At 42.5% G+C, this 23,673-nt stretch carries 26 protein-coding genes and 3 pseudogenes; 13 read left to right on the top strand and 16 right to left on the bottom strand.

Going from position 1 to position 23,673, the window contains the following annotated elements; all coding sequences use genetic code 11:
* Positions 1 to 19: 19 nt before the first annotated feature.
* Entirely contained in the window at positions 20 to 832 is an 813-nt protein-coding gene (locus HC660_RS06750; RefSeq protein ID WP_168747476.1) for a uroporphyrinogen-III synthase, read from the bottom strand.
* Positions 833 to 1,013: 181 nt separating this feature from the next.
* On the opposite strand from HC660_RS06750, the gene HC660_RS06745 reads away from it, so the two are divergent.
* On the top strand, positions 1,014 to 1,199 hold the full coding sequence (locus HC660_RS06745; RefSeq protein ID WP_010333860.1) for a DUF8096 family protein: 186 nt from the start codon (positions 1,014 to 1,016) through the stop codon (positions 1,197 to 1,199).
* Between the two features lie 38 nt (positions 1,200 to 1,237).
* Here the strand turns inward: HC660_RS06745 and HC660_RS06740 are convergent, their stop codons facing one another.
* Both HC660_RS06740 and yjiB read right to left on the bottom strand, forming a co-directional pair.
* Positions 1,238 to 2,416 (bottom strand): macrolide family glycosyltransferase, encoded by a 1,179-nt coding sequence (locus HC660_RS06740; RefSeq protein WP_168747475.1) that lies wholly within the window; start codon positions 2,414 to 2,416, stop codon positions 1,238 to 1,240.
* A 22-nt stretch (positions 2,417 to 2,438) separates the two neighbouring features.
* On the bottom strand, positions 2,439 to 3,629 hold the full coding sequence (gene yjiB / locus HC660_RS06735; RefSeq protein WP_168747474.1) for a monooxygenase YjiB: 1,191 nt from the start codon (positions 3,627 to 3,629) through the stop codon (positions 2,439 to 2,441).
* A gap of 389 nt (positions 3,630 to 4,018) precedes the next feature.
* Here yjiB and HC660_RS06730 point away from each other — a divergent pair, with 389 nt between their 5' ends.
* A complete protein-coding gene (locus HC660_RS06730) occupies positions 4,019 to 4,297 on the top strand; it encodes a hypothetical protein (RefSeq protein ID WP_010333857.1) in 279 nt (92 codons plus the stop codon).
* Positions 4,298 to 4,327: 30 nt separating this feature from the next.
* Here HC660_RS06730 and HC660_RS06725 read toward each other — a convergent pair whose 3' ends face one another.
* The 4 genes from HC660_RS06725 to fdhF form a co-directional block, all read right to left on the bottom strand.
* On the bottom strand, positions 4,328 to 4,954 hold the full coding sequence (locus HC660_RS06725; protein WP_168747473.1) for an NUDIX hydrolase: 627 nt from the start codon (positions 4,952 to 4,954) through the stop codon (positions 4,328 to 4,330).
* A 76-nt stretch (positions 4,955 to 5,030) separates the two neighbouring features.
* On the bottom strand, positions 5,031 to 5,669 hold the full coding sequence (locus HC660_RS06720; RefSeq protein ID WP_168747472.1) for a DUF4352 domain-containing protein: 639 nt from the start codon (positions 5,667 to 5,669) through the stop codon (positions 5,031 to 5,033).
* 197 nt (positions 5,670 to 5,866) lie between these two features.
* Positions 5,867 to 6,427, bottom strand: coding sequence for a helical membrane plugin domain-containing protein (locus HC660_RS06715; RefSeq protein WP_059292983.1), 561 nt, complete (start codon positions 6,425 to 6,427; stop codon positions 5,867 to 5,869).
* On the bottom strand, positions 6,420 to 9,377 hold the full coding sequence (gene fdhF, locus HC660_RS06710) for a formate dehydrogenase subunit alpha (protein WP_168747471.1): 2,958 nt from the start codon (positions 9,375 to 9,377) through the stop codon (positions 6,420 to 6,422). The genes HC660_RS06715 and fdhF overlap by 8 nt, the downstream gene beginning before the upstream one ends.
* A 146-nt stretch (positions 9,378 to 9,523) precedes the next feature.
* On the opposite strand from fdhF, the gene HC660_RS06705 reads away from it, so the two are divergent.
* Together HC660_RS06705 and HC660_RS06700 are read left to right on the top strand one after the other, a co-directional pair.
* On the top strand, positions 9,524 to 10,090 hold the full coding sequence (locus HC660_RS06705) for a YjgB family protein (RefSeq protein WP_010333852.1): 567 nt from the start codon (positions 9,524 to 9,526) through the stop codon (positions 10,088 to 10,090).
* Positions 10,091 to 10,190: 100 nt separating this feature from the next.
* Positions 10,191 to 10,583 (top strand): ribosomal maturation YjgA family protein, encoded by a 393-nt coding sequence (locus tag HC660_RS06700; RefSeq protein ID WP_168747470.1) that lies wholly within the window; start codon positions 10,191 to 10,193, stop codon positions 10,581 to 10,583.
* Positions 10,584 to 10,597: 14 nt separating this feature from the next.
* On the opposite strand, the gene HC660_RS06695 is transcribed toward HC660_RS06700, so the two are convergent.
* Positions 10,598 to 11,497 carry a DUF2268 domain-containing putative Zn-dependent protease gene (locus HC660_RS06695; protein ID WP_168747469.1) on the bottom strand — a complete coding sequence of 300 codons (900 nt, stop codon included), beginning with the start codon at positions 11,495 to 11,497 and terminating at the stop codon, positions 10,598 to 10,600.
* Between the two features lie 125 nt (positions 11,498 to 11,622).
* Here HC660_RS06695 and HC660_RS06690 point away from each other — a divergent pair, with 125 nt between their 5' ends.
* Together HC660_RS06690 and HC660_RS06685 are read left to right on the top strand one after the other, a co-directional pair.
* Positions 11,623 to 11,790 carry a YjfB family protein gene (locus HC660_RS06690; protein ID WP_010333849.1) on the top strand — a complete coding sequence of 56 codons (168 nt, stop codon included), beginning with the start codon at positions 11,623 to 11,625 and terminating at the stop codon, positions 11,788 to 11,790.
* 127 nt (positions 11,791 to 11,917) lie between these two features.
* Positions 11,918 to 12,391 carry a YjfA family protein gene (locus tag HC660_RS06685; RefSeq protein WP_168747468.1) on the top strand — a complete coding sequence of 158 codons (474 nt, stop codon included), beginning with the start codon at positions 11,918 to 11,920 and terminating at the stop codon, positions 12,389 to 12,391.
* 50 nt (positions 12,392 to 12,441) lie between these two features.
* On the opposite strand, the gene HC660_RS06680 is transcribed toward HC660_RS06685, so the two are convergent.
* A complete protein-coding gene (locus HC660_RS06680) occupies positions 12,442 to 13,842 on the bottom strand; it encodes a polysaccharide deacetylase family protein (RefSeq protein ID WP_168747467.1) in 1,401 nt (466 codons plus the stop codon).
* A gap of 272 nt (positions 13,843 to 14,114) precedes the next feature.
* On the opposite strand from HC660_RS06680, the gene HC660_RS06675 reads away from it, so the two are divergent.
* The 4 genes from HC660_RS06675 (at position 14,115) to HC660_RS06660 (ending at position 16,775) form a co-directional block, all read left to right on the top strand.
* Positions 14,115 to 14,339, top strand: coding sequence for a spore coat protein (locus HC660_RS06675; RefSeq protein ID WP_168747466.1), 225 nt, complete (start codon positions 14,115 to 14,117; stop codon positions 14,337 to 14,339).
* 124 nt (positions 14,340 to 14,463) lie between these two features.
* The gene (cyoE, locus tag HC660_RS06670; protein ID WP_168749419.1) at positions 14,464 to 15,453 is read left to right on the top strand and encodes a heme o synthase; all 990 of its coding nucleotides are present in this window, start codon (positions 14,464 to 14,466) and stop codon (positions 15,451 to 15,453) included.
* Between the two features lie 493 nt (positions 15,454 to 15,946).
* Positions 15,947 to 16,255, top strand: coding sequence for a YjdJ family protein (locus HC660_RS06665; RefSeq protein WP_010333844.1), 309 nt, complete (start codon positions 15,947 to 15,949; stop codon positions 16,253 to 16,255).
* A 325-nt stretch (positions 16,256 to 16,580) separates the two neighbouring features.
* On the top strand, positions 16,581 to 16,775 hold the full coding sequence (locus HC660_RS06660; RefSeq protein WP_106020643.1) for a DUF4177 domain-containing protein: 195 nt from the start codon (positions 16,581 to 16,583) through the stop codon (positions 16,773 to 16,775).
* A 220-nt stretch (positions 16,776 to 16,995) separates the two neighbouring features.
* On the opposite strand, the gene HC660_RS06655 is transcribed toward HC660_RS06660, so the two are convergent.
* From HC660_RS06655 to HC660_RS06645, 3 genes are all read right to left on the bottom strand, one after another.
* Positions 16,996 to 17,763: a MerR family transcriptional regulator gene (locus tag HC660_RS06655; protein WP_168747465.1), complete on the bottom strand. Its 768-nt coding sequence runs from the start codon at positions 17,761 to 17,763 to the stop codon at positions 16,996 to 16,998.
* A gap of 126 nt (positions 17,764 to 17,889) precedes the next feature.
* Positions 17,890 to 18,033, bottom strand: coding sequence for a YrzO family protein (locus tag HC660_RS06650; RefSeq protein ID WP_010333841.1), 144 nt, complete (start codon positions 18,031 to 18,033; stop codon positions 17,890 to 17,892).
* A gap of 17 nt (positions 18,034 to 18,050) precedes the next feature.
* Entirely contained in the window at positions 18,051 to 19,022 is a 972-nt protein-coding gene (locus tag HC660_RS06645; protein WP_168747464.1) for a DMT family transporter, read from the bottom strand.
* Between the two features lie 128 nt (positions 19,023 to 19,150).
* On the opposite strand from HC660_RS06645, the gene HC660_RS06640 reads away from it, so the two are divergent.
* Both HC660_RS06640 and HC660_RS06635 read left to right on the top strand, forming a co-directional pair.
* Positions 19,151 to 20,017 (top strand): LysR family transcriptional regulator, encoded by an 867-nt coding sequence (locus HC660_RS06640; RefSeq protein ID WP_168747463.1) that lies wholly within the window; start codon positions 19,151 to 19,153, stop codon positions 20,015 to 20,017.
* Positions 20,018 to 20,361: 344 nt separating this feature from the next.
* Positions 20,362 to 20,869 (top strand): annotated as a pseudogene (locus HC660_RS06635) (GNAT family N-acetyltransferase).
* A 40-nt stretch (positions 20,870 to 20,909) separates the two neighbouring features.
* Here the strand turns inward: HC660_RS06635 and HC660_RS06630 are convergent.
* The 3 genes and pseudogenes from HC660_RS06630 to HC660_RS06620 form a co-directional block, all read right to left on the bottom strand.
* A pseudogene (locus HC660_RS06630) lies at positions 20,910 to 21,391 on the bottom strand (YjdF family protein).
* A gap of 421 nt (positions 21,392 to 21,812) precedes the next feature.
* Positions 21,813 to 22,106 carry a YozQ family protein gene (locus tag HC660_RS06625; protein WP_010333836.1) on the bottom strand — a complete coding sequence of 98 codons (294 nt, stop codon included), beginning with the start codon at positions 22,104 to 22,106 and terminating at the stop codon, positions 21,813 to 21,815.
* A 71-nt stretch (positions 22,107 to 22,177) separates the two neighbouring features.
* Positions 22,178 to 22,300: a biofilm-forming protein gene (locus tag HC660_RS06620; RefSeq protein ID WP_168747461.1), complete on the bottom strand. Its 123-nt coding sequence runs from the start codon at positions 22,298 to 22,300 to the stop codon at positions 22,178 to 22,180.
* A gap of 281 nt (positions 22,301 to 22,581) precedes the next feature.
* On the opposite strand from HC660_RS06620, the pseudogene HC660_RS21435 reads away from it, so the two are divergent.
* A pseudogene (locus HC660_RS21435) lies at positions 22,582 to 22,656 on the top strand (CDI toxin immunity protein); the annotation flags it as partial.
* Positions 22,657 to 22,814: 158 nt separating this feature from the next.
* Here HC660_RS21435 and csn read toward each other — a convergent pair.
* A complete protein-coding gene (csn, locus tag HC660_RS06615; protein ID WP_168747460.1) occupies positions 22,815 to 23,651 on the bottom strand; it encodes a chitosanase in 837 nt (278 codons plus the stop codon).
* Positions 23,652 to 23,673 lie beyond the last annotated feature (22 nt).

Below are 23,673 nucleotides of genomic sequence, written 5' to 3'. Positions count from 1 at the left end.
AAAGCGGCTTTTGTACTGGTTATTCCTTTTCTTCATAATACTTGGACAGCTCAATAATCATCGCGCCCATCCGCTCAATCTCCGGTGCAAGCAGCCTTGTGATGCCTTCTTCCCGCAGCGCTTCAGCAGTCACTTTTCCGACAGCCGCTGCGATGACACGCTCTTCGAATACAGCCTTCACTTCATTGATAAAGCCGCGCTCCTTGGCAAAATCAAACAGAGAACGAACCTGAATCGCCGTGGTAAAACAAACAGCATCCAATTCACCATTCAGCAGTTCCCGGCATAACTGTTCCACCGTTTCCTTCTCTGGCGGGATATGCTGATATGGAAGGATCGGCAAAACTGAAGCTCCCTTTTCTTTCAAAAATGCTATGAGGGCAGGCGCGTTTTCTCCGTGAAGCTGCACCATTACTTTTTTTCCTGAAAAATCGTAAGGCTCCAAGGACCGGATCAATCCGCTGGTTGTCCCATCTTCATCAGAAGCCTCTGCTGTGATTCCGAGCTTTTTTAACGCAGACAATGTTTTGTACCCTCGGCATGCCGCTTTAGCCTGGCGAATCGCCATCAGGAACTCGTCCTTCACGCCGATTTTCTCTGCCATCTTCACAAGCGTCTCCGTACCGATGCCTGTCGTAAAGATCACCCAGTCGGCTTTTTCTTCCGCAAATTTGCGCAGCTCCGGCTCCACCTGTTCCTCTGCCAAATATACCGTTCCTTGGAGAGAACGGACGACAGGAATTCCGCCCTGTTTTTCAATGATTGTGCTGATTTCTTCCGTTTTCCGAGAACCGCCGATCGCAACGCGTTTTCCATGTAAACCTTTCCCCATATCCGTTCCTCTCCTCTTTGCCAGCTTAGGCTTTATATGTATATAACCTTTAATAAAGCTATTGTGTCGCAAATCAAAGGAGAAATCAAGATGAACCAAATGCCTCTCATTACCCGTTGAATACACCGGGTGCATGCTATAATATAAACAATAGACACGTTTTTTTAACGGAGGATCGATCATGGAAACAAAAGAAGAATACGAAACAAAAGGCTACGACACATCGGTAATTTACGAATTCAACGAATATCCGGACGTCCACAGCGGGCGCTGCGACAATTGTGACTACACACTGTTCAAAAGCTCCGTAAAAGGCGGAAAGTTTTTGAGAGAATGCCGGAGATGCGGGATGAAAAAAAACATTTAAACAGAAAACCGAAATCAAATTGATTTCGGTTTTTTATGTTACTGCGGTACAGCGGATTTTTTTATAAACGCTTCAATCTCAGCTGCCGCACGCTCCGCTCCGCCTGCTTCTTTTACATCCTTTTGCATATTCTTGACGCGGCTGAGCACCTCTTGATCACCGGATACCGCCTGAACCGCTTCCTGAAGCCTGGAAACAGTCACTTCCTCTTTCGGCAAATAAACGCCAAGGCCTAATTCATCGACACGCTTTGCAGTGAGCTCCTGCTCATACATTTGCGGAATGACGACGAGCGGCACACCGGCATTCATCGCCTCCATCGTACTGTTCATCCCGCCATGAGAAATAAACAAATCGGCTTTCGCCAATACCTCAAGCTGCGGCACGCTTTGGCGAATGGTAAAGTTAGCAGGGATCTCATCCAGGCTTTCAGGATCAATCGTTTTCCCGACAGACATAATCACTTGCCATGAAGAATTCCGAAATGCCTCGATGCACATCTTGTAAAATTCCGGCCATGCGTTAAACGCCGTTCCCAATGAAATCAGCATAAGCGGGCCATCGCCCTTTTCAATTTCCAAACTTTCTTGTTCCGTCCGTTTCCCAAGGGATGGGCCGACAAAACAGAAACGGTCATCGAACGTCTCATGCTGAATCTGAAAAGACTTCGGCATAAAGACAATATTTAATGCTTCCGGCACAGCTAACTGTTCAAATGAAACAGCCGGCAATTGCTCTTGCTCCAAATAGGCTTTAAATTCAGCCTCTGCTTCTTTCATTTTTAACAGCATGTCTTCACTTCCGAGCTGAAAGGATTCATTTTGGGCATATGAGGAACAAAGCTTGATGACCGGTATATGAAGCTTGTCAGCAAACAATTTTCCCGCTAGCGCAATAAAATCATAGATAATCAGATCAGGATGATCATTCTGATATAAATCCTCAAGCTGCGGAAGAATGCTAAGTGATTCTTTTAAGATACTGATCGGCGTCTCATTTTTTTCTATCATCTCCCTGATTTGCTTAGGATCAATATTCAAGGATGTATGATAGATCAATGCTTCTGCACCGGCTTGCTGAACACTGGCGGCGAACTCCTCAGTCGTCGCATATGTGACACGATGCCCTTTCTCACAAAGCTTCTCCACTAATGCAAGCGTAGGATTGACATGCCCGTACGCCGGGATGTTGATAATCGAGATATGGTGCTTTTTCATGAATCTCCAGTCTCCTTATCTATTAAATTTTCACACGGAAGCTTTTTAATCCGTATATCACACTGTTTTTAATCGGAGTGATACTGACGCATTCCATATGAGGAAAAGCAGAAATCAAGGATGTTAACGCGATCTTTGCTTCAAGACGGGCAAGCGGAGCCCCGAGACAAAAATGAATGCCGTGGCCAAACGCAATATGCGGATTGGGATGGCGGTGAATATCAAACATGTGCGCCCTGTCAAACTTCGCTTCATCACGATTTGCTGATGCCACAAAAGCCAGAACCATATCACCTTTTTTCATCAGATGGCCCCCGATCTCCGTATCCCGCTTGGCAATGCGCCTCAAAACAGGTGCGGGCGCTCTGAAACGCAGAGCTTCCTCCACCGCCTGAGGCACCAGCTCTGGATGCCGCCGCAATTCGTCATAAACGCCCGGCGTGTCTAAAATGCTGTACATCGCGTTTGAAATCAAGTTCGTTGTCGTTTCGTTTCCCGCCACCAGCAGCAATGTACAAAACGGAATCAGATCTTCTCCAGAAAGCTTTTCGCCGGTTTCTTCCGCTTTAATTAAAATGGAGATGATGTCTTGTTCCGGTTTCTTCCGTTTTTCTTCTATGATGCCGGCAAAAAACGCGGCCAGTTCTTCCTCGCACTTGTTTCGCTCTTCCAGAAAGACTTTCTCCGCCTCCTCACTTCCATCCCTTGGTGTGCTCACCAATATATCAGACCATGTCTTAAACGCATCCATATGCTCTGAAGGCACGCCTAAAAGCTCGGATATCACAATGACAGGAAGAGGATATGAGAAATCTTGAACCAAATCAAACTCGCTTCGTCCCTGAAATTTTTGGATCAGTTCATCTGTGATTTCCTGAATTCTCGGTTCCCATTGCTTCATCACGCGCGGTGTGAACGCTTTATTCACAACAGAACGGATTTGCGTATGCCTTGGCGGGTCCATATTAATGATCGAATTCCCGATAGAACTTGTCTGCTCCGGCATATAACTGGAGAAAAGCTCTTTATCCCCAATGACTTTTTTGACATCATCATAAAGAAAAACGCTCCACACTTCATTTTCTTCATCAAAGGAAACAGGCGCTTCCTTTCTCATCGATTCGTACCACGGAAACGGATGATAAGCATCCTGGTTATTTTTTCCGTTCATCAATGCACGCTGCAAAGCTTGTCGCCGATTTACCACATTCATGCGTTTCCCCTCCCCATGAAAGAAAAGATTCAGCAATTGACGAACTTCACCACCTCCTGCTATCGAAAAAAAGAGGGATATCCATTTTGTCGTCTGAAACAGCAGGCAGGTTTTCAAGATGCCGGTGCAGGCATCATATAATCCCCCTCGAATGTTGTTCATCTTACCATAATCTTTCAATTTTTTTCTATTACGCACACCCGATTTGATTCACAATGTGACCTTAGGCATGCCCATCCATATAAGAACCGCAATCAATAGCTTATGAAAATCTCACACGCCATCCTCATTCGCAACATAAGCACTACTTTAAAAGATGACTTTTCCATTATGTAATCCAAGCGAAAGATATGATTAAATAGAAAGTAAAATGGTGAAGGAGAGAACAAATGACAGCACAGATCAACCGCAAGAAACTCGTTGTCGGCATCGTACTTTCACTTGCATTTGTATTGTTTGTGTTCTCTTTTTCTGAGAGACATTCAAAGCCGCTCGTTGAGGGATCAAAACAGGAAAACTGGCATACTGTCGTTGACAAAGCCTCTGTCGACATATATGGAAGCCGTTTAGTTGAAGAAAGCAAACTAAAACAAAGGCTCGGCCATAAACAAGCTGATTCGGTACTAACCCTTCTGAAGCTTGCCAGCCAAAAACATATTGTCTTGTAAAACAAAAAAGAGCCTCCGGCTCTTTTTTGTTTAATCAAATACGATTTTCTTATCCGGATGACGCTGAAAGTCAAAAAGCATGCTGAGCTGTGACTGAGTGTTTCGTTTCGGAGAAAGCGGCGGGAGCCTGTCTTCCGGAAAAAAAGCGGCATGGTTCGTCTCAATCCCGGTTTTCTGCTGCCCGCCCGTTATGCTGCATTCAATGAAGATCTTATAGTAATGATAAGGCTGAGGGGGGTGTGGATGCTTATGACTGTCCAGCACGGCCAGTAATCGAGAAGGCACTGTATCGTACCCCGACTCTTCTTTGATTTCCTTGATCACATTTTCAGCGGGCGATAAACCAATTTCGCAAAACCCGCCCGGAAGTGACCACAGCTCGTCATGCTTCTCCCGGACAAGCAATATGCAATTCTCTTGAAATACCGCGCCGCGAACATCCGCCTTCGGTGTTGGATAGCCTTTCTCGCCTTTCCATAAATCAGTGATGACTTCAATGTCCTTCTTCGAGTAATCCGCCATCATCTCAGAGCTGAGCTTCATCAGCTCTTCGTACCTTTCCCTGTCATACACATCCTTGGAAAAAGCAAGCCCCGACTGTGCGATCGCCTGAATCCGCTGGGCCCGTTCAAGCCACTTGGTTTGCACGTTTATCACTCGTCCCTTCAAGTTATCTTTCACTATAAAAAATGCACGTTTCCCAGAGGGCAATACGTGCTTTTTTATAAAGGAATTAATCTAATTTTATCAAATAATCTATATCGTATTTTGCGCTTTTTTCCATTCTCTCACTTGTACTATCAGTTAAGAAAGGGTTATATACCAATGTGTAATTCTTCTGTTCACCTTTAGGAATTACATAACTGACTACCCCTGTCACTTTTTTTCCTGATGCCAGGGTTCCCCCTAAAAATATTTTTCCTTTCTCTTCTATGGAAATTACAGGACGTACTGATTTATTCTTCTTGTCTTTCAGATCTAATCCGAATCGGTTGTATTCCATTGAACCTTTTCCCACGTATTCCAGGGTCACTTCTATAATTAACCGCTCTTCATTACCTTTTACTGTTTTTATTTTATTATCTTCATCTCCGCCCAAATAATCATATTGGCCTTTTTGTACACGATCCACTTTGTTCACCGTAAAATTAATATCATTTGCCTTAATTGTTTCTCCTATTTTATGTATCTTATCATCTTTTTTAGCCTTTGATACACCGCCTTCCTTCAGTTCCTTATCAAGTTCCTTTTCAAGCTCTTCTTGCGTTTTTTCCTTCGGTTTTTCCTTCTCTGACGCATTACTCGATTGGCTGCACGCTGAAAGCGCAAACCCGATCGTCAGTACAAATAATAGTAATAAGACTTTTCTCATGACTGTTCCCCCATCTAAAGTAATCGTTTTCTATTATAATCATATTTTCCCTTTTCTTAACAGGTAAGAAAGTAGCAAATTTATCTACATCATTCATTACAAAGTCACTTCTTTCTAGTATTTGAACATTTTTCACTAGTCCATTAGACCTTTTCATCAAAAAACCCGAGCTGGCAGCAGCCGGCTCGGGTGGGTGGTCAATCTCGCTTATCCATTCCCCTTTTCTCTCGGGGTTCCTGATGATGTTTTTGATGCTCCGGAGGCTGAGTTGTGCGTTCCAGCTCCTTTGTATCTTGTCCCATTCCTTTTAAAAAGGAGAACAGCAGCGTAACCGCTTTGTTGATTTCCGGGTCTTTAAGCGACCGGATGATATCAAAATAACCTGTTTTCTCTTCACTGTTCTTCTGTTCTACCGCGTTCGCCACACCGGCATTCACTTTCAAAATGAGCGGCTCCAGCTGTTTGACATCCAGCATGCCAAGCGTTCCAAACAGGAGAAGCAGGTTTTTAAGCATATTGGCCGTTTCCTCTGTATCTGCCTTTTTCACTAGGATGTCAAGGACTTTATCACCTTGGCCAAAAAGACCGCGGAGCAAAGGCAGTACGCCCCGATCGTTCATGTGCCCAAGCATTTGCAGCGTCTCCAGAATGGCTTCTTTGTTGTCGACTAAGGCATCTTCGATTTCTTCTAAATCACGTTTGCGCTGATCTTCTTCGGTCACCTGTACTTTCTGAATGCGTTTAATCGCTTTAGCCATTGTGCCCAAGCCCCCTTTTCACTGCGTCGCCAGGGAAAATGTAATCCTTCCGCGCCCATTTCTTATGAACCTGCACACCAATTTGCGGCTGCGGGTTTCCGTTGCGGTGATTGATTTTAGGCAGCGGATTGATTCCATCCTGCTTCAAGATTTCCATCTTCGCTGATGTTTCTTTGTAAGCAGGCGTGTCGGTATCCTTGTCCGCGTGGCTGCCTGTTAACAGGTTAATCGCCGCTTCCCCAGAATCGTTCATTGGCAGATACACTTCCTTCCCTTTGACACGATCGGTGATCAGGCATTTCACCTTCACATTTCCAAAAGGCGATGTGAGTCTGACAAGGGTCCCGTCCTGAATCCCCCGTTCTGCCGCAAGCTCTGGAGAAATTTCTAAGAATACATGCGGCGTTTTTTCAGAAATGCCTTTTGATTTATACGTCAGGTTTCCTTCGTGGAAATGCTCCAAGAGCCTGCCGTTATTTACATGGATATCATATTCTTCACCGAACTCCTCGGGCTCAGTCCATTGAACCGGATAAAGAATCGCTTTGCCGTCCGGGAAAGGAAAACGCTCTGTAAAGAGTAAAGGCGAATCCTTCCCATCAGCACGAACAGGCCATTGCAGGGAATTGTAGCCCTCAAGACGTTCATAGGTTACTCCTGCATAAATTGGTGACAGCATTGCAGCTTCTTCCATTATGTCGGAAGGATGCTCATAATTCCAATTGGCCCCAAGCTTATTCGCTACCTCCATAATAATCTGCCAGTCCGGTTTTGATTCACCCAGTGGTTCAAATACCTGGTACAAACGCTGAATACGGCGTTCAGTATTTGTAAAGGTGCCTTCTTTTTCAAGGCTCGGGCTCGCAGGAAGAACAACATCTGCAAATTCTGCCGTCCGAGATAGGAAAATGTCCTGCACAACAAAGAAATCAAGCTTTTCATATGCGGCGTGCACATGATTGATATTTGAGTCGACAAGACCCATTTCCTCCCCTTTTACATACATCGCTTTCAGCTGTCCGGAATGGATTTTTTCAATCATTTCATGGTTGGTCATGCCCGGCTCCTCCGGCAGCTGCACACCCCAGGCTTGTTCGTATTTCTTGCGGACTTGTTCATCCTTCACTTTTTCATAGCCCGGCAGGCTGTCAGGCATGCTTCCGAAGTCACTTGCTCCCTGGACGTTGTTATGGCCGCGTAATGGATAAGAACCCGCACCCGGTTTTCCGTAGTTACCTGTGACAAGCAGCAAATTTGAAATCGCAGTGCTTGTATCGCTGCCTCCAATGTGCTGGGTCACACCCATGGCCCACAACGCGCACACACTGTCAGCCTCATGAATCATTTCAGCCATTTGAATCAGGGTTTGTTTATCAATTCCGGTTTTCTCCTCTGCATATTCAAGTGTGTACGGCGCAAGGCTTTTCACGTATTCATCCCGGCCGTTGACCCTTTCCTGCAAAAAGCGTTCATCAGCCTTGCCGCTTTCAATCAGATATTTGGCGATGGCATTCAGCCAGACGATATCTGATCCGGCACGCGGCTGGACAAATAGATCAGAACGCTCAGCCATTTCGTGTTTTCTGATATCGGCCACGATGACCTTCTGCCCTCTCAGCTTGTGAGCCCGTTTAATGCGGGTAGACAATACCGGGTGCGACTCTGACGTGTTCGAACCGATAATCAAAACTAGATCTGCCTGGGCGATATCTGTAATCGATCCTGAGTCACCGCCATATCCGACTGTCCGGAACAGTCCGGCAGTAGCCGGAGACTGGCAATAGCGCGAGCAGTTATCCACATTATTTGTGCCGATAACCCCTCTGGCCAGCTTTTGCATCAGGTAGGATTCTTCATTCGTACATTTAGACGACGTGATAAAAGCAAGTGAGTCAGGGCCACATTCTTCTTTCAATTCAGTGAACTTGCCGGCGATCAGTGTTAAAGCTTCCTCCCACTCTGCTTCCCGGAAATGGTCGCCTTCGCGGATGAGCGGTTTTGTCAGACGCTCCTCGCTGTTTACAAAATCCCAGCCGAACTTGCCTTTTACACAAGTGGAAATGCCATTGGCGGGCGCCTCCTCCTGCGGCTCCACTTTCAGAATATCTCTGCCCTTTGTCCAAACATCAAAACTGCAGCCGACACCGCAATAAGTGCAGACGGTTTTGGTTTTTTTGATTCGTTCATCACGCATGGCAGATTCCATGTCAGAAATGGCGAGAATCGAGCCGTAACCTGTCTCTACGCCTTTCGTGATCTCAATCATCGGGCGCAGTGACTTGTTATTGATGCCTGTTAAATATCCTGCTTCCCCTTCCATTCCTTTTTCCATCATTGCGTTGCACGGACATACGGTTGAGCAATGGCCGCACGACACACATGACGACTCGTTAATCGGCACGTCATGATCCCAAATGACGCGCGGGCGTTCCCGCTCCCAGTCAATCGTCAGTGTTTCTGTCACCTGTACGTCTTGGCATGCTTCGACACAGCGGCCGCACAAAATACATTGATCAGGATCATACCGGTAAAACGGATGGGATTCATCCTTATGATAAGGCTTATGATCAAACGGGATGCTTTGGTGATTGATTTTCATTTCCTTCACCGTATTATGTATTTCGCATCCTCCATTGTTGTAATCGCAAACTGTACAGTAAAGCTCATGATTATATAAGATTTTATCCATCCCGATGACCTGTGCTTTTTTCACATCAGACGAAACCGTATCAATGACATCGCCATCCTTTATTTCAGCAGAGCACGATCTCTTCAGCTCACCATTGATGCTGACGATACACGTATCACATGTTTCAATCGGCCCAAGGCTCGGATGATAGCATACTTGCGGCACTTCGATTGAACTGTTATTCAAAAGCTGCAGCACCGTCTGGTCCCCGGCTGTCTCTAGCTCAACGCCGTTAATTGTTACTTTTTTTGTGTCCGCCATCTCCATTCCCCTTTCTTGCGTTTATATACCGAATTACCCATTTCAGTTCCCTTACATGTGCTGATTAAAACATACAGAGCGCATAGGAATGTTTTAATGCACGAACACCGGGAAACGACATGATAGACAAAAAGGGAGGGATAACCATGAAGAAAACCATTTCCGCATTAACAGCGGCGGCAGCACTGTCATGTACTGTTTTTGGCTTTGGGACGGCAATTCCGGCGAAAGCTGCCGCTCAGGCAAATCCGCCTGCTGAAGAAACAACCTCATCATCCGCTGAGCTTGTAAAAAGTCTTTATAACACCGCTTTTACAGGTGAAATGCCGCAGCAGGTACAAGGCCTTACGATGAACAAAAGCACAAAAGGGGATGTCCATGCCAAGATGGGAGAACCGGAAAGACCGGCTGGAGGAAACAATATGTTTGATTTATACAGCTGGAATATGGGAAATCCCGGCTACGGCTTTTCCTATAACAAAGACATGACCATTTCAGAAATCCGTTACTTCGGAACCGGAGTAGAACGCCATCTGAATCTTGGAGGGGTTACACCGGATGTACTGAGCGATCAAATTGGCCCCGCCGATCGAATTTTAACTGTCCCATTCACGGATGAAATCGACTATATCTATGATACAGGCCGCTATGAGCTTCATTTCGTTATTGGAGAAGACCAGACAGCCAACCATGTCAATCTAAGAGCAAGATAAAGTACCTGCGGCTGTTCAGCCTCTTTTTTTATGGACAAAGTGAAGATGGATTCCTTACAATACATGGGAGGATAAATACGAGAAGAGGTATCAATCATTAATGAGAAGGAACCGGTTCATATATGCGGCCTTTACAATCCTCATCATTGGGTTGGGACTGGGGTCAAGAGCGTTCTCCAGTTTTCTTCCGGCTAGCGTCAATGCCTATCTCGGAGATGCGCTGTGGGCCGCAATGATTTTTACGGGCTGCGGCTTTCTGTTTCAGACGATGAAAACCATCATGACAGGCATTATCAGCCTTTCATTTTGCGTTATTATCGAATGCAGCCAGCTGTACCATGCTGAGTGGATCGACCGGATCAGGGACACTTCGCTCGGCGGCCTCGTGCTGGGGTACGGATTTTTATGGAGCGATATCATAGCTTATACGATGGGAATTGTCACCTGCACACTCATAGAGCTGCTCCATCAAAACATCAAAAAGCGCCGCTGACGTGACGCTTTTTCTTATAGCGAGAACAGCCCGCACTGAGACAGAATCGTCTCTGTATCCAAGAGCGTGGCCACCTTTATATCGACCCGGTGTTTATGCATAAAAGACTGAACAGCGTGATATCCAACCGCATATCCGGCAAAAGCAGATAATCCCGCCGGCTCGAAGCCTTGCGCTTTCGCTATTTGATCTCCAAACATGTAACGGCTCACCTCTGAAAAGCCTTTTACATCAAGCACCTCTTTTATAACTTCAATGGAATATTGCAAATCGTCCCGATCAAAGCGAGTAACCCAAGGGCCTAATTGTTCTTCGCCAAAGAGCTCCCGCGCAAATGACTCAGCCAGCCCTTCAATGACAAGATAATCCCCGACTGACACAGAACCTCGGTGAAAATCAAAATACGAAAATCGCAGATTATGATGAAATTCATGGGCAATAATCGATGAAATCCTCAGGAGGTTATAGCTGTTCGGATACATCCAAACGTGAATAAAGCCTGGAATTCCCCCAAACCCGCAATACCCTTTTTGCAGCTTCAGCTTGTTTGGATCAGCAATGTAAAGCCCGAACCTCATTTCTTCCGCATTTACGCGCAGCTTTTCACGCTCGGCAAAATGTATACACTGCTGCAGCGCAGATGCAGCAGTCTCGGCAATATGCAATTGCTGCAGTTTTCTCAATGCTTTCTGTCCGGTTTCAGCATCACACACATCCAAATAACCTAGCATCTTTACCGCCATCATCACATCATATCCATTCGGTGTCTTCGCTTTTAGCGGAACCTGTATGGCGCGCCACATTTTTTCAAACGGTCCCATCATCGTATACCGAAACTCGTCCTCTCTTTCGTGTTCTTCCATGGAAAACAGCTTTTCATATTGCTGAAAGGTCTGTTCTATTACGATATTCATCCTAATCCCTCCTTACGAAAAATATACGGTATGCCGCAGCGTAAGGATCAACAGAAAAAATTAAGCCTTTCTGCCCTATAAAATCAAAGCGGGCCGCCGATAGGAAAGGCATAGGAGGTGTAGCAATGGATATTCCTGCATTATCAGTTGCCATGCATCAAGCAAATCTGGCCCAAAATGTTGATATCGCTTTAACGAAAAAGATGCTGGACACTGCCCAGCAAAATGCGGATCAAACCCTTAAGCTGATTCAGCATCCGACGCTTGGACAAAAAATTGACCTAAAAGCTTAGCTTCACGCTAAAGGCGGCAAAGAAACACCATCTCCCGGCCGCCTTTGTTTTTCACAAAAAAGCATGCATGTTTTGCTCTTTCCTCCGTATGATTTATTGTTTGTCATTTTAAGGAGGTCAGGAAAAAATGAAAAGAATGGTTAAAAAGGTGTCTTTGGCGTTGTTCGCATTCGTATTTATTTTTGCCGTCAAGGGAGCACCCGCTCATGCGGAAACGCATGCCTACGATGGAAAAAGCCCTTATTACAATGATTGTGCGTCCAGTGCCACCACAAAAAAATCTTCTAACCTAGTGAACGCAAACAATCAAGTCATCGGAGTCGTCGAGCTCAAGTTCAGCAGTACGTGCAAAACGGCATGGGCAAAAATCACGATGAACAACACCTTGACAACAGGCTATGAAGCAAATGCGGAAATTACCCGGAACACAGACAAAAAGAGATATAACTGTGACTCTGCAGGCGGCAATGGCAAAGCAGTGGCAGGCCAAAAATCTTGTTATACGCCTATGGTCTATGACTTAGACCCGAGAACCTCCTACGCTTTCGGTAAATATTCAGGCCCCAACCTGAATGTATGGGCAACCACAGGCTCTTATTAAAAAGAAAAAAGGCTGTCCAACGGGCATTTCCCGCGACAGCCTTTCCACATTTATTTCGCTTCCCTTTGTTTTTTTACCTCTTCAAGCTGAGTGACCGTCACCAATTGGTAACCTTGATCGGTCAGTCTTTTAATAATTTCATCGGCCGCATCAGCAGAGGTGCCGTAAATATCGTGTACTAAAATCGTCTTACCGTCAGCCGCGTGGCTCATGACTCGGTTGACAATTGTGTTTTTATTTCGGTCTTTCCAATCTTCCGGATCAATGTCCCATAACGCGACATCCATTTTCAGCTTGCTTCGCAGTTCATCATTAATGCCCCCGTATGGAGGCCGCACAAGCGCCGGACGATACCCGCTTATTTTTTCAATTATGTCCTGCGTGTCATTGATCTGCTTTAATGCCTCTTTCACTGAAAGCCTTGTGAGAAGCGGATGGCTCCATGAGTGGTTCCCCACTTCATTCCCTTCTTTCAGCATTCTTTTTAACGTTTCCGGATAATATTGAACCCTGCTGCCCAGCACAAAAAACGTTGCATGCCCCTCATATTTCTTCAAGGAGTCCAGAATCTGATTTGTTGTCGCAGGATTCGGGCCGTCGTCGAAAGTAAGCGCAATGACTTTTTTATTCGGATCAATTGTTTCTTCTTTGGGTAATGAAATGACTTCGTGCTTCGGTTTTTGTTCTTTGATTTTATTTTTGTTTTTCGCTTTATCAATATATTGTTCTTTCAATATATCTTTTAAAAGATGTTTCTTAATCGCAATCGACTGCTCTCCCAGATAGCCCGCAGCGACTTGATATGTATCAAAATAAAACTCGATATAATCTTCCTTGACGGCAAAACGGCTGAAATTGTCTTTTGCCGGTGCAGTTCCCTCTTTTAACAGTTCGTCGTCCGCTGCAATGTCCTTATTCTTTTTAAGCTCATGATAAGCGATCAGCGAAAGCTTTTGTAAATAATCCGATTCCTTTTTAAAAATATCATCAATAGAAAGAAAGGCTTCCTTACTAAAATCAAAGTTAAACGTTCTTTTCACGGTTTGTCCATGAGCGCCGCCTATGTATTTATATTCAGTAAAGACCACTGCCGCTGTCTGCTTGGCGTAATGAACGATTTCGTAATCGATGTTGAGTTCATTGCGCTTTTTTGTATGCTCCTGGTCAGCATCTTTCGTTTCCTTTTGAAATTGTCGAACCTCTTTCTCTGCGAAACGCTTTAATGCCGCATCCATTTTTTTATTTTTAAAAACAGGATAGTTGACCGCGTAATTAAATGTTTTCCCGTCATTCACAAGCGTTGCGATCTCTACATCTCCATACTGAGAATCGGTTTTCACTTGATTCATGACCGTTTCTTTTTTTGATGTATTATGGCAAAAGCCTATGACCCCTGCCACACAAACTACTGCTAGCAATAATTGAAACCATTTGATTCTTTTCCCCAACAAAACAAATTCCTTCTTTCGTAATCACTTCGATTTATATTCCATCAATAGATTCAGATAATGTTCTTTATGCTTTTTCTTCCCAATGAGAAATGTTTTTGTAACATTAAAGTAACATTTATTTCACATTTGTAATATTAGGAGATTTAGAAGTTCTTGTCAATCCCTTTCTAAGGATTTACTCATTAAAAAACAATCTGGTCAATGGACATACACCTATTTCTCATATCAGGAATAAGGTAAACAGAATAAAAAATGCTAGGGAGGTAACCCTCTTGGAATTTCCTGTGAATTACGACCAGTATGAGCAAGTTTCCCCTTTTGATGAAAGACAGCCATATTACTACCCGCGTCCGCGCCCTAGACCGCCCTTTTATCCGCCTTATTATTACCCAAGACCGTTTTATCCGTTTTATCCACGTCCGCCTTACTACTACCCGCGCCCTCCTTACTACCCTTGGTACGGATACGGCGGCGGATATGGAGGATACAACAGATAGCAGGTTTATGTACCGAAAATGGGGGCAGTCCAGCTCCCCTTTTTTTGTATGAATATTGACAATATCATGACAAATACAGGAAATAATTGTGATCTGGCTGGCCTCTTGGTACGATAACAAAAGCATGCAGTTTTGGGGGAGGCGTCTATTTTTGGAGAATTCAAGAGTTTCTGCTCCGATTTCTGAAACAAAATACATAAAAGCCTCGAACCGGGTATCCGTTTACGATTTTATAAAGCTTGCAAAACCCGGCATTATCATATCAAACTCAATAGCAGCCTTCGGCGGATTTTGGATCGCATTTGTGAGCTCAGAAAAACCATTAACGGGACTCGCTTTTTTCATGACAATGGTGACGGCAATGCTTGGGACCGCGTTTGTTATGGCTTCCGGCACTGTCTACAACAACTATTTTGATCGGCATATGGACGCAAAAATGGAGCGCACCCGCAGCAGGGCCTCAGTCACAGGAAAAATGCCGCCAGCTTTAATCTTAACGTATGGCTCTGTTTTAGGAATAGCAGGTCTTGCCATGCTGTATTCCCTCAATCCTTTACCTGCAATTCTCGGACTGGTCGCCTTTATTTTTTATGCCATCATCTATACAGTATGGGTGAAACGGGCCTCGGTATGGAGCACATTTGTCGGAAGCTTTCCGGGAGCTGCTCCGCCGCTAATGGGTTATTGTGCCATCACAGGAGAAATCAGTGTAACCGCCGTCATGTTATATGCCATTATGTTTCTGTGGCAGCCCCCGCATTTTTGGGCCATTGGGATAAGACGCAAAGAGGAATATCGAGCGGCTGGTGTCCCGCTCTTGCCTGTTGTAAAAGGAAATCATGTAACGAAAGTAAAAATGATTCAATATATTGCAGTCCTGGTGCCGGTTACGCTATTATTTCCTTTTTCTCTCGGCACCGGCCATATCAGCCCATTTTATTTTTTAACTGCCTTGGTTCTCGGAGGTATATGGATCAAAAAAGGCGTCCACGGATTCAAAACAGACGATGACGTAAAGTGGGCAAAGGATATGTTTGTCTACTCGCTCATTTATTTTTGCTTGCTGTTTTTTGTCATGATGATTGATTCCTTAGTAATGTTTTTAATCAGATGATGTTGCAAAAAGAGCCACACATTAATGTGACTCTTTTTTGTTTGGAAAAATAGTCTCTAATAGAAATGTCATGATAAGAAACACAGCCGTGCAAATCAAAAATCGTATGATTTCAGTCAAAATCCAGCTATGGGCAATACTCATATCATCTGTTTCCTGGAGGGCTGCACATATTGAAAAAATAATAAGTATGTATTTTAGAGATACTTTTTTCATGGACACCATCACTTTCTGGATATGATCACCAATATCCAAAATAACACATAGCTGAGAGCGACAAAAGACGAAAGAGTAAAAAAGCACCCGCCCAGGCAGAACTAAAATCCCAATAAAATACATAATATCTATCCATTTTAAAATATGAAACTAAACCAGACTAAGATCTTTTCCATTAATAGTCCCAATCCGGAAATAAAGAAAAAATTGTCGAACTGCCTACATTATGGTAATATATGATTTGCTTTTCTCATGTTCATTGATTTGGAGGCATACGATGAAAGGGATTGTTTTAGTTGTTCAGCTTGGATTTTCATTTATGGCTTTTCTGTTTTTAGCCGCTGTCAATTGGTATCAAGGAAGCGAGCTTGTTTCAGATCAATTCGATTGGAATTACACAGCCAAATTTACAAAGCTCCTTAACGGCATTGACACCATCACCAGCCCCAAACAAATTTCACAGCTGGACTTTTTCATATACTCTGCGAAACACTATCCACTCATGAGTATACTGATGATCTGTTCGTTTTTATATGTGTTATTATCACTTGTTTTGCTGATCCGCGATTGCCACACGGCTCGGTAAAGAATATGTCATTTCCACATGCCCCATTGAAATATCATAAAAGGAGCACCGTTATGATCCTCTCCCCCTTTTTCTAAATCGCCGGTTCATCTAGATGATAGGACAAGGCGTACCTCGCTCTGCGTTCTTGCTTCCGACCATTGGCTTTTTTTTGAAAATCAGCATCTCACGATTAGGTACTGGTCAATCAGAACTGTGTGAATATGATCAGAACTCGAATGTTCTTGAACCGTTAGTTATTTTCGGTATGTTCATCTTTTGTTTTCCCATCTTTCGGAAACTTTTCTCTCGCTCTTTCGTATAACCTTAGAGGAGGTATCACATGATGAAAGAGTATGAATTCGTTAGAGTCGAACTTAGTACCATGAGAAGAAGGCCCAAAGAAGACTACCAACAAATTATTCGTGACTATGCTCAAAAAGGATGGAAGTTTATTCAGATTTTCGCCCCTAGTATAGACGGGTATGGAGCAGCTGCTTATTTTGAAATGATATTTGAAAGAGATGTCGAGGATGCTTAGTCTTTTGGCTAAGTATTCTTACATACATTTATAAAAAAGCTTACAATTAGTAAGCTTTTTACATTTTTCAGGTCCCACGCTACCTTACATTCAAAACTTTTTGAAGAAAGTAAACAAGAGGATCCCCCATCATTACCAAGGAATTCTCTTGTTTATTTCAATCGTGCTTCAAACTTCGCAATCGTTTTCGCCTGATAACGTCCATGCATCAGTTGCACGCTTAATCATTTACTTTCCCCGTATATACATAGATCACCTGTCTTAGAAATTCAGCTAATCCCACACCATGTTGATCGTAATATCGTTTAAAGCGCTCATCTGATACATACATCTCCCCTAGACCTGCATGCGCTTCTTTGCTGTAGTCGCTCCAATGATAAAGAAGCCATTTTTTGTGCAATTCCGCCGCTTTCAATGCATCTTCACTTTTTGGATCTCCTTCTTTAAATGCTTTTTTAAGTTTTTCAAACATTTCTTTCTCTGTAGCGGTCAGCTCTTCATATTCCTCCTTTGTCATATTCAACACTTTTTGGTTAGCTTCTTCTACCACTTCTTTGCCGTACTTTTGGCGTATTTCTGCTCCGTATTTCCTCTCGTTTTCTTCCACAAGCTCTTTTTTAAATCCGGTAAATTTCTCTTCATCTCTCATTTTTTCATTTCTCTCCTCTGCATGAATTGTTTTCTCTACATTTTGGATAAGGCTATCAATCCGGGCTCTTTCTTCTAAAAGCTCTGCATGATGATCCTTTAATGCTTTCTGACGATCAAAAGATGGGGAAAAGATTAATTTTTTTATCTCCTCTAATTGGAAGCCTAACTCTCGATAAAATAAAATGTGCTGTAATTGGTTGACTTCTTTTTCCCCATAAATTCGGTATCCAGATGAATTAATCCGTGCTGGCTGTAAAAGGTTAATCTCATCATAATACCTAAGCGTTCTTGTGCTGACTCCCGCTAATTTGGCTAACTTCTGAACGGTATATTCCATTTCTTCTCCCTCCTTATACAGTAACCGTACACTTTAACGTAACGTGAATGTCAAAGCATTTTTTAAAAAAAGATCTCCTTGCATGTTTCAAGGAGATGATATATCTACAACTTGTCATATACCGAATTATCTGGTGTCTTTATTAAGAAGTTCTTTTAAAAGTTGATTGAACTCCTCCTGTTGTTTTATATTTTTGCGGCCATTTCGATTAATTGCTGCTAGTTCGCAGACAATTCCAGCCGAAATAAAAAACAATAAACCTTCAAACATATAGCATCCTCCAACGTTTAAGAAATAGTCAACTGTGTTTGTTTATTTTCTAAAGATTGCTTATCATTTTTATCTTCCCTACGCTGAAAAATGTTATTTAGAATAAGTGCTGTCATGACAAGCATTGTTCCTGCTACATCAAAAATGGTGATTTTAAATCCTTGTATCATCATGATCAACAACGTAGTAATGGGAACAAAGTTAATAAATAAAATCCCGTTAATGGGTGATAAAATTTTAACACCATAGTTCCAGCTAAGGAGAGCTACGATACCTGGTAAAGTAATCATAAATAATAAGTCATACTTAATTTCAGCAATCACTTTTATACTTGGTATGGACACGTATCCTTGAGCGGTGAGCGCAGCTGTTAGAATACCCGTTACAGCTGTACCAAATAAACATGTCAATGTTGAATAGCGCAGTGTAGACCATTCTTGAAACATCTGTCCTCCCATTGTATAGATTACCCATCCCACAACACCCATTAAAATAAAGGTTAGCGAAAACAGATTATCTCTCAATGTATAAAAGAAACTCATATTACCTTTGGTAATAACAAGTGCGGCACCAAAAAAAGCAATCATAATAGATAGAATCTTATATTTTTTCAGCTTCACATGTTTATACCCCCAAAGGATAAAAATAGAAATGATTGGCATTAGTGCCTCTGCAATAGACGCAGTCATGATTCCAGACTTCCCCATCAATCTTTGGCCCCAAAAAATAAAAACATTGTATACAGTAAACGCCATCACACCAAAAAAAATGAGCAATTTTGCTTTACCCTCTAAACGAAATGATTTCTTCCCCTCCCTCACCAATAATAAAATCACTAAGATAACTGCTGCCACACCGTATCGAATAGATGAAAAATAAAATGGATCAACAAATGCTAATGCATGATCCGCAACTGGAAACATTGCGCCCCACGACATACTTGCTACTAAACATGTGAGGACACCAATGAATAATTGGCCGTTTTTCATTGTCATTCCCCTCCTTTTCTTGTATTGACAATGAGAATTATAAAAAGAGGAATGACATCATGTAAAATGAATAAAAATGATGAAAAACATCATTTATAATGATATTTTAAATGAAGGAGGGATACCAAATGGAGTTGCGAGACTTACAAATTTTCCAAAGCGTTGCCCATCACAAAAGTATTACCAGCGCTGCAAAGGAATTAAGCTATGTACAATCCAATGTAACAGCACGTATTAAGCAATTAGAAAACGAACTCAAAACACCTCTTTTCAATCGGCATAAAAAAGGGGTAACATTAAATCCCGAGGGCCGAAAAATGCTTGAATACGTAAACAAAATCTTGATAGATGTTGAAGAGCTAAAACAAGTCTTTCTTGATAGTGATATACCGTCGGGAATATTAAAAATCGGGACAGTGGAAACAGTGAGGATACTGCCGACCATCTTAGCCTCTTATTATAAAAAGTATCCTAACGTTGATTTATCATTGCAGGCTGGCTTAACAGAGGAACTGATTGAGAAGGTAACTAACCACGAATTAGACGGGGCTTTTATATCAGGGCCAATTAAGCACTCCATACTCGAACAATATGATGTCAATACTGAAAAACTTACTCTAGTAACAGCAAATAAAACGTTTCAAATAGAGGATTTTATGACGACGCCGATCCTTGTGTCTAATCAAGGATGCGGATATCGTTCTAGGCTAGAACATTGGCTCAAAGATGAAGGTTTGCTTCCAAAAAGAATCTTGGAATTTAACATTCTAGAGACCATTTTAAACAGTGTTGCACTTGGTCTTGGAATCACAGTCGTACCCGAATCTGCCATTACACATCTTTCAGCCGCAGGTAAGGTTTATTGTCACCCGCTTCCTGAGAAATATAGCATGATCTCAACCATCTTTATTCGTCACAAAGACGCTTACATGACACATTCGATGCGCAGCCTGCTGAAGACGATTAGTGAGCATCAAAAGATGAGTATGTCTTAAGGAAATCTGCGACTGCTTTGTTCTCACCGCCAAACTTATGCATATTCCTGTGAATGATAAATAATAAAGAGCAAGCACCAACTCTGCTCCCCCTTTACTCCGTGTCATCCATTTTTTCTATTTAGTATTTAGATGCAGACGGTTTTTCTTACCATTTTGAAGGCATACTGATTTCTTAATCGTTTTCCTGTACCTAGTTAATGAATTTTTCTGGTGTGGCACATATGACGGATACGTTAAAGAGAGAAAAAATTATGTTATGAAGTGCCAATTCATTCTCGGGATAAATTAACGTAAAAAAGGATTCACAAGTATGGATATCAAGCAGAAGAGAGGCTAAAGAGATGGTTCTTCTTGAAACGGATCGGTTACTATTAAAAACGATTGATGTTAACCTTCTAGACGCTGCATCTAAACGGGATCATCAGGCTATTATAGACCTGGGTTATAAAACAAATGGGGAATGGCCAAACTCCGATTTTTTTGAAGCAATTCCTTATTTCCGCGAGATTTTAATGAAAAACAAAGGAACAAAAGGATTCGATTCATGGATCATTTTAAAGAAGGATGATTATGAAATTGTTGGAGGAATTGGATTTTTAGGCGACCCTGATACGGATGGCATGGTTGAAATCGGCTTTGCAACAAATAAAAGTCACCGCCGTAAAGGTTATTGTTTTGAGGCTGCTCAAAAGTTAATAAACTGGGCATTAAGCCAAGAGAATGTTAGCTGTATTACGGCTAGATGTGAACATGGCAATATTGGTTCACAACATATTTTGGAGAAGTTAGGGTTTAAACTGGGCGCTAAAGAAAAAGGACTTTATCCATTGGAGATACACCAAAGTGTAAAAACATATAAGAAAGCAGGCTCTATACCTGCTTTCTTGAGCTATTTTCCTCTATGCTTTTTTTTAGCTTTTTGCTTTCTGAGGAGATACTTTTGTTCTTTTATTTTTTCTCTTTGTTCTTTGGTTATTTGTTTTTTCTTTTGCTTGTTCGCTTCAAACTCTTGTTTCATGGCTTCCTGTGCCTTTAAGGATGCTCCGGCACGTTTTAATTCCTTCGAAACCTTACGTTGCAATCTTTTCGGATTTATCTTTTTCTGATCTTGGGCTTTTACACGAACCCCTTCCTGCTCAGCCTGAGACAGAGTCTTTAAGAGCTGCCTATTAACAAAATCGAATACTTCAGAATCCTTCGGCTCATTGCCAAACAAATGCCGAGAGGCCTTTAGTTTTCCGTTTTTCACAACCTCGATAACGCCTACCCAAAACTGACCATCGTAGTAAATCGTTAATTTCATAACGATCCCTCCTCTTTTAAATGATGAAAGAATGACGGACATCCCGAGGAGGGGAAGGTTACTGACATGTAAAATGCATCCGGACTACCAACCGAATCGTGTTTTTTCATTCTTCTGCATAAATTTTATCAATTTTTCCAACTAGAGAAAAGAGATTGAGAGCATCTTTACGTTTTGTTTCATGCATCAGCATGAACCTTTTTCTCTATTCAAAATTAAGAAATCCAAAGAAGCCTGAAAAAGATTAAATATAATGGCTTGTTATAGCCTCTCTTGTAATGAGATGGGTTCTCTTCTTTCAAAAGATCATCAGGCTTCGGTTTCCTTTTCGTTTCGCAAATGCCGGCAGCTGTCAGGCCCGTTCACATAAACCGTGAATGCCATTATTTTCACACCTCTTTTGAAAAAGGCCTTAGAAGTAGCCGGCGATCAGATGAAAAATAAAAACGGAACTAACTCAAGTTCATTCGAGTCAGCTCCGCTTGATGATTAGTCCAAGTTTTGGTCGATGGTTCCCTCAAAATAGTCATCACTGACTTGTTCATGCGTTTCTGCCAAACCCTGTTCCAATTGCGTGCTTCCTTTGTAATCTGACGGTTCAAAATATCTTCCTGCCACATCCATATTTTCGTTTGCTTCTTCTTTGTTATTGGTTTGTTCGTTCTTGTCTAATGTCTCCGACTTAGGATTGCCATGTAGGGTTTGATTAAAATCAAAGTCCTTGTCGATTTCAGAAAATCTTTTATAATCATCAGGTCTGTCTGCTCCATTTTTTTGAGTCACATCATCCACTCCCATTCCTTATCAATCAATACGACAGGCCAAAAACAATTGGCCTAAATCTTGTGCAAAACTTATTTTGTCCTCTTTGAATCTGTACCATGTTTTTTAGGATCATCTGCTTTGAATGCTGTTTCAGTCTCATGATCATTTCTCATTTGTTCAATACTTGAATTTTGAATCCCTTTTTTAGTCATGCTTTCACCTCTTTTCTGAAAACATTGGAATATCAGCTTCACCCTTATTCTGTCTTTTGAGCAGGCATTCATTCACCCCTTTTGACCAATAACAAAAAAACTCTTAAGAGTGACCATTCGTCATTAGTACTAGTTCTGTATCTGCCAAAGCATAATTTATCTTTCAGTCAACACAATAAGTTTAAAGAATGTAATATGACAGAAACTGTTCCGTTTACTGTAAGAAAAACACTCTTTATTTAGAGGATCAGCCAGCATGAAAACAAGTCTAGAATTATGTATTAAGACTAATTGCTGATGTGACTGCCGTTGGATCAGATACATTCATGCCTAGTGAATCTGGTTTTTTTCATTGAATCGGAAAAGCAGATTATTGAAAAAAGCCCTTCTCTGAGAAGGGCTAAGTAATGGTAATGACATTTACACAATCGGTTCACACGTTAACCCCCGCCATATTAATGAGGGCGGCGGGTGTATACGCAAAGGGTGCATCCGGTTTCTATACACTCGCTGCTTATTTGATTACGAAATCACCGTATTCTGTTGAATGGATATTGATCGGTCCATTCAGATTGTAGTTGTTCGACTTAGCAATAGAGCGAAGCACATCCACACGGGCAACCGATTCTCTCCACTCATCACGGGTGTCCGGATCTGCTGGATTCATCAGGTCGTCATAGCGCACGTCCAGAAATTTATTTAACCATTTCTTCTCTTCTATTCCGTCTTTAGGTGAGCCGCCCGCCTTTTTATTCGTGCGTTTGATCAAGGCATAAAAAGAGTCAGGGTCATCACCATCGCCATGCTGAATAACTGTATCGTACATCACAGCTTTTGCCAGTGCCGTTTTCAATCCGGCATTCTCTGATCGTTTCATGGCAGGCTGATAATACAAGCGGTCATTTACCTTGTCTTGGGCAGCACGGAAATCTTTATCATTTCCAAGCGAGCGCCAGACAGAAGCAAATCCCTTGAGGTTGCTTATGTCATCGCTTTCTTCTTCGGCCAGACGGCGCAATTCAGGCAGGTACTTTTTCAGTTTGTTATTCGGCACTGCCTTTGTGTATACTTCAACTACTTCCAATGCATCCCCGGTAGCCGTTGTAAAGCCTGCCCGTCCGCATGTATAGCCCCTTCCATCACCCAATGGTTCCACATATCCGTATTGGATTTCCGTCGTGCCGTTTTCAAAGATACTGGTCAGCTGTTCCGCCCGGCGCTTTTGATCCTTGTTCAGTCCGGCCGCAAAAACCGTATCACTCAGCATCAGGGTAAAAAACATGGTGAAAATAAGTGATGAAATCGCTGCCTTCTTCCAGAAACCTGCTTTTTTCTCCAAACTGATTTTCATTCTATTACCCCTTTCTTCATTT

It is taken from the genome of Bacillus mojavensis, from assembly GCF_012648005.1.
Classification (GTDB): Bacteria; Bacillota; Bacilli; order Bacillales; family Bacillaceae; genus Bacillus; species Bacillus mojavensis.
This window is presented reverse-complemented; position numbering and strand designations above follow the sequence as displayed.